Origin of the sequence: Paenibacillus terrae HPL-003 (assembly GCF_000235585.1) — a bacterium.
Classification (GTDB): Bacteria; Bacillota; Bacilli; order Paenibacillales; family Paenibacillaceae; genus Paenibacillus; species Paenibacillus terrae_B.
In genome coordinates this window covers 3,930,091-3,945,317 of record NC_016641.1, presented here as the reverse complement: position 1 = coordinate 3,945,317, position 15,227 = coordinate 3,930,091, and the positions used below count along the sequence as shown (strand labels likewise).

The 15,227-nt window shown below is 47.1% G+C and carries 14 protein-coding genes; all 14 read right to left on the bottom strand.

The features are described from left to right. Positions 1-76: 76 nt before the first annotated feature. The 14 genes from HPL003_RS18050 to HPL003_RS17990 all read right to left on the bottom strand — a co-directional run bounded on the left by HPL003_RS18050 (position 77) and on the right by HPL003_RS17990 (position 15,164). On the bottom strand, positions 77-772 hold the full coding sequence (locus HPL003_RS18050) for a regulatory protein RecX (RefSeq protein ID WP_420795087.1): 696 nt from the start codon (positions 770-772) through the stop codon (positions 77-79). A 251-nt stretch (positions 773-1,023) separates the two neighbouring features. Beyond that, complete coding sequence (recA, locus tag HPL003_RS18045; protein WP_014281151.1) at positions 1,024-2,085, bottom strand: recombinase RecA; 1,062 nt, start codon at positions 2,083-2,085, stop codon at positions 1,024-1,026. A 246-nt stretch (positions 2,086-2,331) separates the two neighbouring features. After that, a complete protein-coding gene (locus HPL003_RS18040; protein WP_014281150.1) occupies positions 2,332-3,600 on the bottom strand; it encodes a competence/damage-inducible protein A in 1,269 nt (422 codons plus the stop codon). A gap of 95 nt (positions 3,601-3,695) precedes the next feature. Then, positions 3,696-4,283 (bottom strand): CDP-diacylglycerol--glycerol-3-phosphate 3-phosphatidyltransferase, encoded by a 588-nt coding sequence (gene pgsA, locus HPL003_RS18035; protein WP_014281149.1) that lies wholly within the window; start codon positions 4,281-4,283, stop codon positions 3,696-3,698. A 208-nt stretch (positions 4,284-4,491) separates the two neighbouring features. Then, complete coding sequence (locus tag HPL003_RS18030; RefSeq protein WP_014281148.1) at positions 4,492-4,983, bottom strand: YajQ family cyclic di-GMP-binding protein; 492 nt, start codon at positions 4,981-4,983, stop codon at positions 4,492-4,494. Between the two features lie 140 nt (positions 4,984-5,123). After that, complete coding sequence (locus HPL003_RS29250; protein WP_014281147.1) at positions 5,124-5,288, bottom strand: hypothetical protein; 165 nt, start codon at positions 5,286-5,288, stop codon at positions 5,124-5,126. Positions 5,289-5,372: 84 nt separating this feature from the next. Next, positions 5,373-6,494, bottom strand: a complete 1,122-nt coding sequence (locus HPL003_RS18025; protein WP_014281146.1) for a helix-turn-helix domain-containing protein — start codon at positions 6,492-6,494, stop codon at positions 5,373-5,375. Positions 6,495-6,524: 30 nt separating this feature from the next. After that, positions 6,525-7,298: a DUF3388 domain-containing protein gene (locus HPL003_RS18020; RefSeq protein ID WP_014281145.1), complete on the bottom strand. Its 774-nt coding sequence runs from the start codon at positions 7,296-7,298 to the stop codon at positions 6,525-6,527. Between the two features lie 239 nt (positions 7,299-7,537). Further along, positions 7,538-7,792, bottom strand: a complete 255-nt coding sequence (locus tag HPL003_RS18015; RefSeq protein ID WP_014281144.1) for a DUF3243 domain-containing protein — start codon at positions 7,790-7,792, stop codon at positions 7,538-7,540. Positions 7,793-7,897: 105 nt separating this feature from the next. Continuing rightward, positions 7,898-8,686, bottom strand: coding sequence for an elongation factor P 5-aminopentanone reductase (gene ymfI / locus HPL003_RS18010; RefSeq protein WP_014281143.1), 789 nt, complete (start codon positions 8,684-8,686; stop codon positions 7,898-7,900). Next, positions 8,686-9,966, bottom strand: a complete 1,281-nt coding sequence (gene yfmH / locus HPL003_RS18005; protein WP_014281142.1) for an EF-P 5-aminopentanol modification-associated protein YfmH — start codon at positions 9,964-9,966, stop codon at positions 8,686-8,688. Before yfmH ends, ymfI begins: the two co-directional genes overlap by 1 nt. A gap of 3 nt (positions 9,967-9,969) precedes the next feature. Next, positions 9,970-11,250, bottom strand: a complete 1,281-nt coding sequence (yfmF, locus tag HPL003_RS18000; RefSeq protein ID WP_014281141.1) for an EF-P 5-aminopentanol modification-associated protein YfmF — start codon at positions 11,248-11,250, stop codon at positions 9,970-9,972. A 159-nt stretch (positions 11,251-11,409) separates the two neighbouring features. After that, the gene (gene sleB, locus HPL003_RS17995; RefSeq protein ID WP_014281140.1) at positions 11,410-12,255 is read right to left on the bottom strand and encodes a spore cortex-lytic enzyme; all 846 of its coding nucleotides are present in this window, start codon (positions 12,253-12,255) and stop codon (positions 11,410-11,412) included. Positions 12,256-12,482: 227 nt separating this feature from the next. Beyond that, positions 12,483-15,164, bottom strand: a complete 2,682-nt coding sequence (locus HPL003_RS17990; protein ID WP_014281139.1) for an FtsK/SpoIIIE family DNA translocase — start codon at positions 15,162-15,164, stop codon at positions 12,483-12,485. Positions 15,165-15,227: the final 63 nt, after the last annotated feature.

The following is a 15,227-nucleotide window of genomic DNA, read 5'->3' as shown; positions in this document are numbered from 1 at the left end:
ACCATGTGGCTTTCCATGTGATAACCAGCTCACCTGTTCGCTTATGCCAGCTAACGGATGTCCGACTGTTTAACGGCTATTCATCCCACAGCGATAATTCCTCGTCATCGGAAGCCCCGTCTTGCTCGACCATCGTGAGATGATTGACTACGCGGCGTGTCATATCCCCCGAATATCCGCGTCTCATGAGAAAGGGGTACGTTTTCCGTTTTTTCTCCATTATATCTCCACGCACCTGATTCCATTTCTTGCGTCCGACTAACAAAGCGCTCTCCCATTCCTCCTGATCGCTGACCTCACCTAAAGCTTCCCCGATAGAGGCTTTAGAGATGCCCTTTTGACGCAGTTCCTGCCTTACCCACATCTTCCCCTTCCGCTGGCTCGTTATGCGCTGCCTTGCCCACTGGCGGGCGTACAGATCGTCATCTATAAGTTGCTCCCGCTCCAGACGGTTCAACACCTCATCAATAACAGCTTGATCCATTTCCTTTTGCGTCAAACGCTGCTCAATCTCCTGACGTGTACGCGGCTTTCGTCCCAAATAACGAAGCGCGTACACATATGCCTGTTGCTTTTCGTCCGCCAGAACGATTTCTTCCAGTTCCTTTTTGACGAAAGTCGTTCCCTTGAACATATTGTACTTGATCATTACATCTTCCAGTACGGACAATGAATACGGACCAAAATGAATCGTGTATCTTCCGCGTTTCCTGCCCTGTCCCTGTTCCACCCTCCTAATCATCAATTCCTCATGATCGGGAAAAAGGAACATGCCTTGCTGCTCATCTTCTTTCGAAATGTGTTCGCCTTCATCTTCCAATTGCAATGTGCTTCCCTCACTTTGATATTCACGAAAGCAAGCTTGAGAACGCCCGCCACGCAACAGTAAAATGTAGCTAGCACTAGGCCACATTCGATGCAAAAATGCCCTGCACAACTGTGCAGGGCATCAGAATCATGCTATTCAAACGGACTGTGCCATAACCCCCGGCTTCAGTTCACAAAACAGACTTTAACTAAACTTTATTCAAGCTCCAGCAATTCCTGTTCTTCCTTGGCTTGCTTTGCCAACTCTTCTTCTGTCGGCGGAGCTACTGTCGTAATCAGGTTGCTGGCCACCCGAATTTTTTGCTCGATCGTGCTAGCAATGTTCGGATTTTCCTTCAAAAATTGCTTCGCATTTTCACGTCCCTGACCGAGTCGCTCACCTTCATAGGAATACCAGGCTCCGCTCTTGTCAACAATGTCATGCTCTGTACCAATGTCGATCAAGCTGCCTTCTCTGGAGATGCCTTCCCCGTACATAATATCCACTTCGGCCTGACGGAAAGGAGGCGCCACCTTGTTCTTCACCACTTTAATACGTGTGCGGTTACCTACAATGTCGTTCCCCATTTTCAAGCTTTCAATACGACGGACATCCAAACGTACAGTGGAGTAAAATTTCAGAGCACGTCCGCCTGGTGTCGTTTCAGGATTACCAAACATAACGCCTACTTTTTCACGCAATTGGTTAATAAAGATAGCAATCGTTTTTGACTTGTTAATAGCACCGGACAGCTTACGTAATGCCTGTGACATCAAACGGGCTTGAAGACCAACGTGGGAATCTCCCATCTCGCCTTCAATCTCCGCCTTCGGCACAAGTGCTGCTACGGAGTCAACAACAACAATGTCCACTGCCCCACTACGTACAAGCGCTTCGGCAATCTCAAGTGCCTGCTCCCCTGTATCCGGCTGCGATAGCAACAACTCATCAATATTGACACCCAGCTTGCTGGCATACGACGGATCGAGCGCATGCTCGGCGTCGATAAAGGCGGCTTGTCCGCCTGCTTTTTGTACCTCTGCGATAGCGTGAAGTGCTACTGTCGTTTTACCGGACGATTCCGGTCCATATATTTCAATAACTCGGCCTCTCGGGAAGCCGCCCGTTCCTAATGCAATATCCAAAGCAATCGAACCACTGGGAGAGGTTTCCACTTGCATATGTGTGGACTCACCTAACTTCATAATGGAACCTTTACCGAATTGCTTTTCTATTTGACGGAGCGCCATATCCAGCGCAGCACGACGATCTGACAATAAACTCACATCCTTCGTTGTTTGTACTTTAATAATACCTTGTTTTGACACGCTTGCCAAGCATTTTTTCGAACATACATTCGTTTTTTTTGTTAGGCAGTTCTCTTCTATACTTCCATCTGTCTCTTAAATCAAAAAAGAACCGCAGGCAAAAAGGCTTTTGCAACGGTTCTTCCGATAATATGATTATATCATTAATCGTTTACCTAAAACAACTCTATGAAAACTCGTGTCGGATACAGCTCATTAAGAGAGCTGCTCATTTTCCACCAGTCTGCGCCATAATCTGTACAGGATTGCCTTAACAGACCGCAGACGGATCGTTTCACGATTCCCGCTCAATTTCAGCTCGTATACCTCAGTTTCTTTGTCACGCTCAGCAATACCGATATAAACCAGACCAACCGGCTTCCGCTCAGAATATCCGGGTCCAGCTACACCAGTAACCGAGAGTCCGAAATCACTGTCCGTGACCATTCTTGCCTGCTCCGCAAGTACAAGGGCTACTTCCTCGCTTACTGCGCCGGGCGCATTGTCCCCCTCCAAATAATCATGTGGCACGTTGAGCAGCTTCTTCTTCATTTCATTGGAATAACACACGATACCGCCCTGAAACATAACTGAGCTGCCCGGAACGGAAGTGATGTGCTCCATCAGCATTCCACCTGTGCAGCTTTCCGCCGCGCTAACAGTCAGTCCGCGATCGGACATCAAATCCACAATAACCTTCTCCAGCGTGACGTCCTCACTCGCATACATGTATTCCGAAAGACGTTGCTGAATTTCTGCTTCCGTAGCCCCCAGCTTAACCAGTGCCTCGCTCTCGTTGGCCGCCTTGGTGGATATACGGATCGTGACCTCTCCCTCCTTGGCATAAGGAGCAATGGTCGGATCTGTCTGTGATTTGATCAGATCCAATAAGCGGGTTTCGAGAGCCGACTCACCGATTCCTGCAAACTTTAGCATTTTCGAATAAATCGGCAGTTCCTTACCACTCAGTGCTTGCTGGAGCAACCAAGGTTTTGCCTGATTCTCAAACATCGGTTTGAGTTCCTTCGGCGGTCCAGGCAAAACCACATAGTATTTACCATTCTGTGCAATCGCATCGCCCACAGCCAGCCCTGTCTCATTTTCAAGAGGGGTAGCTCCTTCAATAGAAAGCGCCTGACGCCGATTATTTTCGGTCATTTCCACCCCGCGATTACGGAAAAAATGTTCCAGCTTATCCATAGCGAGACGGTCTATATGCAATTTACGCCCCAGCACAGCGGCGATTGCATCTTTCGTCAAATCATCCTGAGTCGGTCCCAAACCGCCCGAGAACAAAATAATATCCGCACGCTTCTGAGCCAGACGTACCGCTTCCTGAAGTCGATCCATGTTATCACCAACAACCGTCTGAAAATATACATCAATCCCAATCGTAGCCAACTCTTGTGACAAATATTGGGCATTTGTGTTCACAATTTGTCCGAGCAATAATTCAGTTCCTACTGCGATGATTTCAGCTTTCATCGTTTCTGCCTCCTGTAGAGCGAATGTTGTGGGAATTATGCAAAGAAACAGCAATAAGCAAACTCCCTATCGCTGTTCCCATAAAACTTATCCTGTTAAACCTTGGAGGAGCGGAGTAAATGACTGTTCTTTACAAAATAGTCAATGCCCGAGTAAATGGTAATAAGCGCAGCCGCCCATATCGCTATTAAATCAAACGGAATACCCAGAAAAACAAACGGAAAATTATTAATGAGTAACGCTACAATGGCAACGATCTGGATGATGGTCTTTAATTTGCCCCAGTTGCTTGCAGCGACCACAGAGCCATCCAATAAAGCAATCTGACGCAGACCAGTAACCGCAAACTCACGGCTAACAATGACAACAACAATCCACGAATCAATCTTGCCCAATTCCACCAAAGAAACCAAAATAGCAGTTACCAGAAGCTTATCCGCAAGAGGGTCCAGTAATTTCCCCAAGTTGGTGACCATGTTATTTTTACGGGCCAAATATCCGTCAAGACCATCCGTGCTGGCGGCTATGAGGAAAATGATAGCCGCAATCAACTGATTATACGGCAGCTCGAAAGCTCCAATCTCAATCGGCGGCGGATAGAAATCAAAATCCACCAGCAAGGCCAGCATCATCACCGGGATTAGGCAAATCCGCGTTATTGTAATTCTGTTGGGTAAATTCACAACACACTCTCCCCTGATTATCGTACTTGATTAAAAATGGCAGTTTTCGGATTTAATTCAATCCTATGTAAATCGTTTTGACTACCGCTATACACCTGATCATCTGCATTTTCGTTACAAGTATAATATGGTGCAAAACGCATGTCAAAATAACCTGCCACGCATCAAGCATCATTTTTTCTTACAATATGCATGAGGGAAAACGGCTTTATTTCATATTCGTAAATTGAAGTTCCAATGGTAGATCAGCTTTGCGCAATAACTGAATGACTGCTTGTAAATCATCCTTGTTTTTTCCGGTCACGCGGATCTGATCACCTTGAATCTGACTTTTCACTTTCAGCTTGGAGTCCCGGATAAGAATGTTAATTTTTTTGGCATTATCCTGATCAATCCCCTGCTTGAGTGCAAGACGTTGGCGTACTGAACCCAAAGACGCTGGTTCCAGCTTCCCGTACTCCACGTTTTTAAGGGATAAACCGCGCTTGGCCATTTTGGATTGCAAAATATCAATTACCGCGTTGAGCTTGTATTCGTCCTCCGATGCAATTGTAAGAGCTTCCTTTTCAAGCTTAAGGCTGCTTTTGCTCCCCTTAAAATCAAATCGTGTTTCAATTTCACGCTCCGTCTGATGAACCGCATTGGTCAATTCCTGCATATCCATTTTGGAGACGATATCAAATGAATTTTCTGAAGCCATCGTTTCACTTTCCTTTCCACAACAAAGTTCAATAACTAATTATAGGCTAGTCATTTACAAAAATCCAATAATCCGATCACTAAAAAGGCGCCCTTGCCAGTTAATGACAAAAACGCCTTTATTTCATTCCGCGATCATATCTAATTGTGGCTGCGGGTCGGATTCCGGAACATATCCAGAAGTCCCAGCACAATGTGAGCTAGACCAAAGCCTAGTATGCCATAGCCCCATGCACTTGGGGTCAGATAATAGCCAAGCAGGCTTACAATTATACCAAGCACTGTCACAATCCAGCTGACGGTCATAATGTATACACCTCACTTTGCGGAAAATGAAATGACTGGCTTCCCATGAATTACAGTCATTAGTATTTCCGCGCAATAGAAGGTTTATTCACCGCCAGTAGTCGAAGAAACTGTACCACTCTGTGTTGAAACCGTACTATCTGTAGTCGAATCCGTAGTAGTACCACTCACCCCGGCACTCGTTCCGGTCGAAGAAGCTTCTCCTTGCTGTATCAAAACACGAGTCGTCGATTTATTATCGGTTATCGGTTGACCTGCTACTGAAATATCCGTGGCAGAAGAACGTCCTGATTTGATATACAAGCCTTCCGGCCCGATGTCAAAGGACATAGCATCTCCGCTTTTGGTCATGCCATAGCTCAGCTTTTCGCCACGTGAGTTTTGTCCCTTGTACACCTCAAGCCAGCTTTCTCCCGTTGCCTTAATATCGACCTTGACTGTAGCTCCGGTTGCACTGGAAACTTTGAAAATCGTCGTTTTGCCTTGCTTGCCATCTTGAGCCACAGTTACACCTTGTTGCGGCGTAGTGGTATTCGGCTGTTGGCTACTGTCAGGAGTGGTCGTGGTCGTATCCGTTCCTGTACCTCCCGGTGGTTGGGTTTGCCCCGTTTGCCCAGCATCAGGAGTGGTTTGTCCGCCGCCACCATTTGGAGCTGCCGTCTGACCGTTATTCGGCGGTGTTGTCTGACCGCTTCCCTGAGGAGGGGTTGTCGTCGTATTTTGCGGCGGTGTCGTAGTTCCCTCCTTGGTGCTGTTAGGAGTGGACGTACTTGGTGTCGTAATCGGCGTTGTATTCTCGGCTGTTTTTGGAGCAGTATGGTTGTTACTCACCCAATAAGCATAAATAACCCCAACAATGAGAACCAGAAAAAGCCACATTAAAGCTGTCGGCAACCATTTGAGATTACCAATCGTAGCCGGACGGCTGGAGCGTTTCTGTGTCACAGGCTCCATAACAGCTTCCGGCTCCGGTTCAGGTACATTGCTTTTATGTCCTTCCAGAATCTCGTCGGGGTTTAAACCGACCGTTTCAGCGTACGTTTTAATAAAAGCTCTGACATAAAAGCTTCCCGGCAGCACTTTGTAATCGCCCGTCTCAATGGCTTCCAGATAACGTTTGCGTATCTTCGTCATTTCCTGAACATCGTCAAGGCTCAATCCTTTTTGCAGCCGGGCCTCCTTTAATTGCTGACCCAGTTCTGACATGTCATCATCTCCTTGTATAATTACGCTTATTTAAAGATCTTCTGTATAACTGGCTGTAAAGGTATCATAAATAATTTCCTCAGCCGGATTATTGCGAAGTTCAATAATGAAATTGAAATCGTCGAAGCTGTATCCCGATTCACGTACAAAAACGTCAGGATGCTCTATAACCTTCGTACTCGGCATGCTCATAATTTCCTGAAGCAGGTGATAATGTCTTTCATTTGAGCGAATTGTACTCACAATGCCGTCAATAATAAATACATTGTTAGGGTTCATTTCCTCTTCGGAGAGTTGACTGCGCACCGTCTGCCGCAATAGCGTTGAAGACACAAAAGTCCAGCGCTTCATGGCGCAGACGCTGCTGGCAATGATGGTCTCGGTTTTTCCCACACGAGGCATTCCGCGAAGTCCAATCACCTGATTTCCATCCCTCTTTAATACTTCACCCAAAAAATCAACCAGTAACCCAAGCTCGTCGCGTGTAAAGCGGAATGTTTTGCGGTCGTCCGAATCCCGATCAATGTAACGTCCGTGTCTTACTGCCAATATATCGACCAGCCTCGGAGCGCGTAAAGCCGTAACTGTAATATTGCTGGCCTTTTTTAAAGTATCTCCGAGAATGCGTATCTTCTCGTCATCGTCCGTTTCCAGCAGCATCCCCCGTCTTTCGCCTTCAACACCGTTGATCGTCAGTATATTAACCCCCAGAATACCAAGCATGGAAGCAATGTCTCCCAGCAATCCGGGACGATTTTTATGTATCTTGTACTCCATGTACCACTGTTTCAATTCTTCCGTCACGTTAGCACCTCATTCACATTCAAAACCGTAAACATTTCCAAATCAAAGACTTATTGTATCATAAAATAACACCATTCGACAAAACCAATTATTGAGACCACAAAGGCTTCTTGTATTCAACACAATTGCATAAGCCTCGATCACGTTTATGATATATAAATTACAAAGGAATTACAAGAACAGCTCTGTAACCATTACAGAAAAGCCCCCAAAAGGGAGCTTTTCATGTTGGTTCCTGCTTATGCGTTGCTTTTGGCTAATTTGACCATCAGCCGGGCAATAGTGTGACGCTCGTCCTCATCGGCAACTCCCCACAGTTCTTTCAGTGCGCGGTTGGAGTGGTTGGCCGGATCGACCTTCTCATCCAGAAAATCACCGATTTCATAAGCAAGCTCTGAAATGGTATCCTGGCTGATTCCAAGCTTCTCCGCCTGTTCCACACGCTGACCAAGGAACTTCTTCCAGGTATCGAAATTCTGAACAACTGTTGACATACTTAAATCCTCCTTAGATGATTCAGATTTAAAATCAACAGTTATAATATGTTCTTCTCAGGTGCTCTCTATACTGGTGGTTTCCTCCAAACGCTGTACTTCTCGTCAAGTCACCCATCCTCCGTTAGGACTAATGACCTGCCCGTTAATATAACCTGATTCAGGAAGCGCCAGAAAATAAACCAGTGATGAAATTTCATCAGGCCGAGCCAATCGACCGGCAGGAATTTCTTCTTCAAGACTGGAAATTTCCCCTTCGTCCAAATGATCCAGCATAGACGTATCCACTGCACCCGGAGCTACCGCATTTACCGTTACTCCAGAAGGTGCAACTTCTTGAGCCAGTGCTTTAGTAAATGCGTTAATCCCGCCTTTGGTAGTGGAATACAGCACCTCGCACGAAGCGCCGCATATTCCCCATACAGAAGACACATTCACGATACGGCCATAGCGTTGGGAAATCATATGCGGCATAAAAACCTGCGTACACAGAAAGGTTCCCTTCACATTGACGGCCATCACTTCATCCCATTCCTCTTCCGACACATCCGTCAGTAATCCGTAATGAGATAATCCAGCGTTATTCACAAGAATATCTGGCTTCATTCCGTGATTCTCCAGCTTCTCCCGCATGCGTTCAATCTGCTCCTTGCTCCGCAGGTCCGCTGACACGGTCATCACCTTGCCTGAATAAGCCATACAACGGCGGGCAACTTCATTCGCTTTTTCATGGGACTTCATGTAGTGAATGACCACATTCATCCCAACAGCCGCAAAACGCTCCGCAATAGCCGCTCCAATCCCGCCGCTTGCTCCTGTGATCAGCACTGTCGTATCGCCAATGGCTTTTAATTCCCCATTCTTGGTGGTTATCGGTTCCCTCTCCCTGGGCATTACGGACTCACCACCAGCGATATGGCCATCTGATCCCACTGAATATGATCCTTCAGACGACGGTTAACATCCTCAAGTGTAATACTTTCATAGACCGGAAGCAATTGGAAAAAATCGCTATCCCGAAAGCGATGTCTCGTAAACTCATGCGCTATATTTTCGGGCGAATTGAGCATACGCAGGTAACCGCCGATTTTCTTTTTACGTGCCCGTTCAAAATGTTCTGCCGTGAAGCCCTGTTTTTGAATGGACTCCACCTCTTCACGTATCCGCGCCAACAGCCGATCCGGGTCCTTTGTATCTCCACCGATAGCAGAGAACGCATACTGCGGTGTACTGTTGTACTCATGTCCAAAGCTATCTGAAATGAGGTCCTCATCGTAGAGCTTTTGATACAGCTGCGTACTCGAGCCGAACAAAAGATCAAGCATCAACTTGGTTTCCAGATCATGACGAAGCAGTTCCTCACCCGTGAGACCGACCTTGGCTTCCTTGAATCCGAACAACAGCTTAGGGAGAGAAACCGCCAGCTTTACCTCACGACGCTTCTCTGCCACAGTAGCAGGCTCTTTGTCAAAAATTCGCTCAATCTCTCCTTGCGGCTTGTAATCCTTTTTCGCCTGATTGTTACGCACCAATTCTATTACTTCCGCCGGGTCCACTCCGCCTACCACAAAAAGAATCATATTGCTCGGGTGGTAAAAAGCCTCATAACAGCTATACAACGTTTCTTTCGTAATCGTGCTGATGGATTGAACGGTACCCGCAATATCAATATGCACTGGATGGACCTTATATAGCGCTTCGATCAGGCCAAAGTAACTCCGCCAATCCGGGTTATCCTCATACATATTGATTTCCTGACCGATAATGCCTTTTTCCTTCTCCACATTTTCATCTGTAAAGTAAGGGTGCTGTACAAAATTGACCAGTGTGGTTAAATTCTCCTGAATATGCTCGGTTGCGGAAAATAGATATACCGTTTGATCAAAGCTCGTAAATGCATTGGCCGATGCCCCATTGGAGGAAAAAGTAGCGAAAATATCGCCTTGAGGCTCTTCAAACATTTTATGCTCCAAAAAATGGGCGATGCCATCCGGAACCTTAACCGGCTGCTGACCTTCCACGCGAAAATGATTATCAACTGAGCCGTATTTGGTTGCAAATGTAGCGTATGTCTTCTGAAAGCCCGGTTTGGGCAACACATAGACGTGTAATCCGTTATCCATCACTTCATAGTACAGCGTTTCCTGCAAATGCTCATAAGGTATGTGCTCCACCCGCTATTCCCCCTTCTGGTCTCTCAAGAAATAAATGGTGTCCAGTCGGAACGTCCGGGCGGCATCCTGAACATCCTTCACCTTGACAGCCTCCACCTGGCTCAGCAGCTCATCTACCGTCCGCTCTTTGCCGGAAAGCTGTCTGTTAAAATCGTAAGCGATCATTTCAAAAGCGGAATCCTGCATTTCCTTCAATAAATTGCGGATCATCGCCTGTGTCTGGGTCATTTCCAGCTCGGTAATCGCCCCATTTTGCGTATCTTCCAGTTGCTTGCGGATAATGGTAACCGCTTTTTCATAATTGGGTATTTCGATACCGGATTGAATCGTCCCTATGCCCTTGTGCCCGTCATACCGTGATGAGGCGTAATACGCCAAACTTTCCTTCTCCCGCACGTTGACGAATAGCTTGGAGTGAGGATAACCACCTAAAATCCCGTTGTACATCAGAGCGGATGCATATCGATCGTCACCATACGTAATTGGGGTGCGCAATCCCATGTTTAGCTTCCCCTGATTTACATCAAGACGCTCCACCACCGTTTGTACATCACGCTCCACCGCTTTTGGTTGTTCAGGAGCATATCCCTTTTCTTCCGAACGGTTCAGTTGGAAATAGCGGTCTACGAACTTCTCCACTTCCTCCAGCGTCGTATCTCCAACTACATACAAATCCATGCTGGCGTTATTCAGCCATTCTCCATAAGCCTGATACAAGCCTTGCGCATCTATACGATCCAGATCAGACCGCTGACCGAGGGGGTGCAGACGATAAGGCTCATTTTTGCACATTTCCTCCATGCAGCGCTCTCCAGCATAACGAATTTTATCATTGACTATAGCTTCCAGCTTCTTGCGTACGTTTTCCCGTTCCTGCTGGACGTATCCGGTTTGAAATGCACCATTCTCCAATGCAGGCTTCGTCAACACCTCTCCGAGAAAAGCAAATGAACGATCCAGCAAGCTGTCTGAGCTGTTTACAAAGCTGTCATTAATCGTATCCATGCGAAATTGCACGATTTGATAATCTCCGCGCTTATATACATCAAATCCAAAGCCCGCGCCATACAATTGCTCTAATTGTTCTCTAAATTGTATAGTCTGCGGATATGATTCTGTACCCCGTCGTAGTACGAATGGTGTCAGTCCCACTCGGGTTACCGTTTCCTCTCGTAGTGGAGTACCTACATACAATGATATCGCAAACGTCTTAAAGCGTTTGGTTGGCAGTACATGAATCCTTAATTGTCTGCGCGTCCCACGCTCGAAACCTGTTTTGTTCAAGTCCAAAACTCCTTTGTGACGTCAATTTCGTCTAGCCTTTGATTAGCATGAGCCGCTGTGAATCATTTTCCTGTAAAGAGGTAAAGTGTGCCAATCTTTATTCTAACGATGCAAAAGCCAAGAAGCAACCGGAGACAAGCTCCCGGCTGCTTCGGCGGTTTACATGCAGAAAATATGCTGACCAATCGTCTTTACCTGCGGGCGGCTCCAAATCCATTTGGAGGTGGCTGTTTTTGGATTAAAATAATAGAGGCAGCCTCCGCTTGGGTCCCAGCCGCTCAATGCCTGGCGAACTGCCTTTGTTGCAGTTTCATTTGGCGTGAGCCAGATTTGACCATCAGCTACAGCTGTAAAGGCCCCCGGTTGAAAAATCACTCCAGACGGTGTGTTTGGAAAGCTGGGGGATTTGACCCGGTTCAAAATAACTGCCGCCACGGCTACTTGACCTTCAAACGGCTCGCCACGGGATTCACCGTAGACTGCGTTAGCCATAATTTTGAGATCGTTGTCAGACAATCCCATCGTGTTAGCTGATCCCATTGTTTCATCTTTTTGATCCGTTTTATTATTGTCCGCTGTCTGTCCCTGAGCGGAAGCCTCATTTTTACGATGTAAAGGCGTTTCGGTCGGTTTCCAATTAGGAGTTGCATTCACCAGCTTTAGCTTTGTTTTTGCTCCGACCACTCCGTCAGGGGTCATGCCAAACTCTTTTTGAAAGCCCTTAACAGCCTTCAATGTACTGCTGCCAAAATGACTGTCCACTTTCGCCCCGAAAAAGCCCAACAGCTTTAAACGGGATTGCAGTTCATATACATCCTGACCGTAGGAGCCGTAATTAACCGCCTCTGTGCTAAATGTCTCTTGGGAAGGCTGTGTTGATTGTACTTCCTGCTGTGTGCTTAGCGGCTCCGCATACTGCGCAGAGACGTTCGCAATAAGTCCTGTGTACGTGATAGCCGAGGCTGCGAGAATACCCGTGCAAATCCAGACCATTGTCTTTTTCATATGCTGCGCTCTACCTTTCTTTTGTGGGATTAACAGGATGGCTACGTTTATTATGACAAGCTCTGCTTAAAGCTATTCACCCTTTTAATCTTCTTTCATTCGGCTACTCCTATTCCTGAAAAAAAGCAAAAAAAAATCGCTGTCTGTACGCATAGTGTTGTCGAATTTAAACAAACACCACACTTACAAACAGCGATTTTGGATGCGATTTCCTGTAAAGCCTATGGTCAGGAACTGACTTTGTTTTGCTGATATTGCTCCATTGAAATAAGCACCTCACGGGGCTTGCTTCCCTCGTAAGGGCCGATGACACCACGAGCCTCCATAGAGTCAATCAACCGGGCCGCACGTGTATAGCCGATCCTCATGCGGCGCTGAAGCAGAGATACAGATGCTTGCTTGGCCTCCAAAATGATGTTGACAGCCTGATCGTACAGCTCATCCAGCATTTCATCGGCATCAGCCGATAGCTCCTCTACCTCCGGTACAAGCGTTTCATCATATTGTGCTTCACCCTGCTCACGCACATAGTTAACGATGTTCTCCACTTCCTGATCGCTCATAAACGCTCCTTGAACGCGAACCGGCTTGGAAGCGCCCATCGGCATGAACAACATATCCCCACGCCCAAGCAGCTTCTCGGCCCCACCCATATCCAGTATTGTACGGGAATCCACCTGCGAGGATACACCAAAGGCAATACGCGAAGGAATATTGGCTTTGATAACCCCGGTAATGACGTCAACCGACGGTCTCTGCGTTGCAATGATAAGATGAATCCCTGCGGCACGCGCCATTTGGGCCAATCGTGCAATCGCATCCTCCACATCCCCCGCAGCTACCATCATCAGATCCGCCAACTCGTCCACAATAACGACGATGTAAGGCAGGAACGCAGCAGGATTGTCTTTCATCAAATTATTATAGCCTTCTATGTTACGAGTTCCTGATTTGGAAAATAATTCGTAACGTTTTTCCATTTCTACTACAATTTTTTTCAAAGCGAGTGAAGCGCGCTTCGGATCGGTAACGACTGGTGCCAATAAATGAGGAATACCGTTGTACACGTTCAACTCCACCATTTTGGGATCGACCATAAGAAATTTAACCTCATCCGGCTTCGCCTTGTACAAAATACTCGTGATAATACCGTTAATACACACCGATTTACCTGAACCGGTTGCTCCAGCTACAAGTAAATGGGGCATTTTGGCCAAATTACCAACAATCGTCTGTCCTGCAATATCACGTCCGAACGCAATGGACAAATTGGATACAGACTCCTGGAAAACGGTCGTCTCCATAACCTCACGCATTGTTACAATAGAAACCTCGTTGTTAGGAACCTCAATACCGATAGCCGATTTGCCTGGAATTGGAGCCTCCATACGAATATCCTTCGCAGCGAGCGCAAGCGCAATGTCATCCGTCAGGCTTACAATACGGCTGACCTTCACACCAATGTCCGGCTGAATTTCATAACGCGTCACCGCAGGTCCACGGACAACCTCTAGTACCTTTGCCCGTACTCCAAAGCTTTCCAATGTGGCCTCCAGCTTGCGTGCCGTTTGCATGTAATCCTTTTGCCCGAGGCCTTTGCCCACGTTTTGTGGCTTGGCAAGCAAACGGAACGACGGGAGCTTGTACGGCTTGGGTGGCGGTGGAGCAGGAATGGCCACAGTTGTGCCTTCAGTCTCTTCGCCTGACGTCCCCGTTGCATTCGCTTGGGCTCGTCCGTCTGCACTGTCCGGTGTATTATGGCCTGTTGCTGCCGTACCGTCCGTATCTGTGTTCACAGCGGCATCCATAAAGTTGTCATCCAGCGACTCATCATAAGCTGAATCCGTCCGCTCTGCCCCGGCCAAGGATGTCTCTGATTCATCCTCAGGTCTTCTTTCCTCATGCTTCACCTGCTCGAAGAAATCCCGAATGATCGGTGACCTTTTTACCGGAACAGAAGCTTCCTCTTCTATGTGTTCAGCAGTATCGGACAATTCTTCTGCTTGCTTGGCGTTTCTCCACAAGGGCTGTGCTTCCTCAGCTTCATAAGCAGGCTCTTGATCATCCTCATCAGCATGAACGGAACGATCATCCTTGTTCTCTCCAGCCGATTTTTTCAGGCCAAACAGTTGAAAGAAAATCGGCTGCTTACGCGCCGGAGGCTGCATTTCATCAAAATCATCATCCATATCTTCCTCATAAGCAGGAATCGACTCGGATTTGATTTTTTTATTCCCAGTACCTCTGCCAGATGCCGAAAGTGGAGTGGCTTTACCAATCCATTTTTTCCGAACGCTTCCCCCTGCCGCTAGCATCTTCGTCCGAACAATTCGTACCAGATCCACATAAGACAGCTGGGTCAGCAGCATAAAACAAATCACAAACATTACAATCATAATCAGCTTGGCACCCGTAAGTCCAAACAGCCACAACAGCACAGTAAGCTGCAATGCGCCGATGTATCCCCCGCTAATATCCTTGTTCAGCATTGAGGTATGGCCTTCCTTGTCAGGCGACAGCAACTGCTCACGCATATCTATATGTATCTGGCTCATCACCCCGCCTGGTTGAAGTGCATTAATCGGCCCCAAACGCTGCTCCATAGATGAAATAGAGCTCATAAGCGTAAAGGCAAATACCAGCAGCAACAGCCCCGTTTTACGTGAGTTCCACTGGTTTGGCCATTTGCGGTGAATCATCACCATCAGACCGTAATAAATGCCGATCAGGGGTATGACAAAATAAAATTTCCCCAGTACCAGCCCAAACATCTTGGATAGCGACCGACCGACCGCCGCTTCACCCGACAGCGCAATGACCGCCAATGTAATCAGCACAATGCCGTAAATTTCGAATTTTAGAACTCCGCCAAACGCGGCTTTCTTTTTCCTTTTCCTTCTTCTGGACATTCAAGGTCACCCCCCAGAAGAATATTATACCACGTCACCTGGTATCCGCACATATGTTCTTTT

Excerpts from the sequence above, each read along its gene's own strand:
- ymfI (WP_014281143.1), bottom strand. The coding sequence starts at position 8,686 with ATGCCCAGGGAGAGGGAACCGATAACCACCAAGAATGGGGAATTAAAA.
- sleB (WP_014281140.1), bottom strand. The coding sequence starts at position 12,255 with ATGAAAAAGACAATGGTCTGGATTTGCACGGGTATTCTCGCAGCCTCG.
- HPL003_RS18030 (WP_014281148.1), bottom strand. The coding sequence starts at position 4,983 with ATGGCTTCAGAAAATTCATTTGATATCGTCTCCAAAATGGATATGCAG.
- HPL003_RS18050 (WP_420795087.1), bottom strand. The coding sequence starts at position 772 with ATGTTCCTTTTTCCCGATCATGAGGAATTGATGATTAGGAGGGTGGAA.
- HPL003_RS18025 (WP_014281146.1), bottom strand. The coding sequence starts at position 6,494 with ATGTCAGAACTGGGTCAGCAATTAAAGGAGGCCCGGCTGCAAAAAGGA.
- HPL003_RS29250 (WP_014281147.1), bottom strand. The coding sequence starts at position 5,288 with ATGACCGTCAGCTGGATTGTGACAGTGCTTGGTATAATTGTAAGCCTG.
- HPL003_RS18015 (WP_014281144.1), bottom strand. The coding sequence starts at position 7,792 with ATGTCAACAGTTGTTCAGAATTTCGATACCTGGAAGAAGTTCCTTGGT.
- HPL003_RS18040 (WP_014281150.1), bottom strand. The coding sequence starts at position 3,600 with ATGAAAGCTGAAATCATCGCAGTAGGAACTGAATTATTGCTCGGACAA.
- HPL003_RS17990 (WP_014281139.1), bottom strand. The coding sequence starts at position 15,164 with ATGTCCAGAAGAAGGAAAAGGAAAAAGAAAGCCGCGTTTGGCGGAGTT.